Raw genomic sequence first — 1,177 nt, 5'->3', positions numbered from 1 at the left:
CGTTCTTCTGCAACAGGGCGAAGAAGCTCTCCATCGCGGCGTTGTCCCCTGCCGCGCCGACCTTGCCCATCGAACCGAGCAGGCCGTGGTGGTTCAGGGCGTGCACGAATTGGCGTGAGCGGAATTGCGACCCACGGTCCGAGTGAACGATGCAGCCGGCCACCTCCCTGCGGCGGCCCACCGCGTTCTGTAGCGCCTGCACCGCCAGTCGCGCCTTCATCCGGGAGTCGAAGGAGTAGCCGACGATCCGTCCGGAGTAAACATCCTTGACCGCGCAGAGGTACAGCTTGCCCTCGCCGGTCTTGTGCTCGGTGATGTCGGTCAGCCACAGCTGGTTCGGCGCGTCGGCGGTGAAATCGCGCTGTACCAGGTCCTCATGGACGGGTGGCCCGGGCTTCTTCCCGTTCTTGCCGCGCTTCTTCCCGAATACCGACCACCAGCCGTTGTCTCTGCAGATCCGCCAAGCACTGCGTTCACACATTACCTCGCCTGCGTCCCTGGCCTCGTCGACCAGGAAGCGGTAGCCGAACTCAGGGTCGTCCTGGTGGGCGTTGAACAGGGCATTCGCCCGGTACGCCTGAGCCAGCTCAGCGGCGGTGACCGGGCTGGCCAGCCAACGGTAGTAGGGCTGGCGGGAGAGCTTGAGGACCCGGCACGTCACCGCGACGGGGATCCCGACGGCGGCGAGCTCTTTCACGAGCGGGTAGAGCCTTTTCCCGGCAGGTTCGCCTGGGAGAGGTAGGCCGCCGCCCGTCGTAGGACCTCGTTCTCCTGCTCGAGCAGACGGACTCGTTTTCTCAGTTCTCGGTTCTCCGTGGCTTCGGCTCTCGAGACGCCGGGCTTCTCGCCGTTCTCGATGTCGGCCTGGCGCATCCACTTCGACAAAGTCATCTCGTGGATGCCGAAGTCCTTGGCGATCTGGGCCAGGGTGACGCCGTCTTCGCGAGTGCGGGCTACGCGGACGACGTCGTCACGGAACTCTTGGGGGTAGGGGGCGGGCACAGCAACATCCTTCCAGGCTGCCTTGCAGGCAAGCCAGATCAGATGTCACATATCCGTGCGGCAGTCCCGATACTTAGCTATGCTAAGTCGCTTTCGGCCTAGTTGTTGTGGGTCATGAGGTTCTTGCCACGGGGTACGGGCTGAGATGAGACGAGCGGGCCTCTCCCGCAGGATG

General features: G+C 64.3%; 1 pseudogene. It reads right to left on the bottom strand.

Annotated elements, in window-relative coordinates:
* Positions 1 to 1,002, bottom strand: a pseudogene (locus KVS67_RS11470) (IS3 family transposase); the annotation flags it as partial.
* Positions 1,003 to 1,177 lie beyond the last annotated feature (175 nt).

It is taken from the genome of Micrococcus sp. GbtcB5 (genome assembly GCF_019091605.1).
Lineage (GTDB): Bacteria > Actinomycetota > Actinomycetes > Actinomycetales > Micrococcaceae > Micrococcus > Micrococcus luteus.
This window is presented reverse-complemented; position numbering and strand designations above follow the sequence as displayed.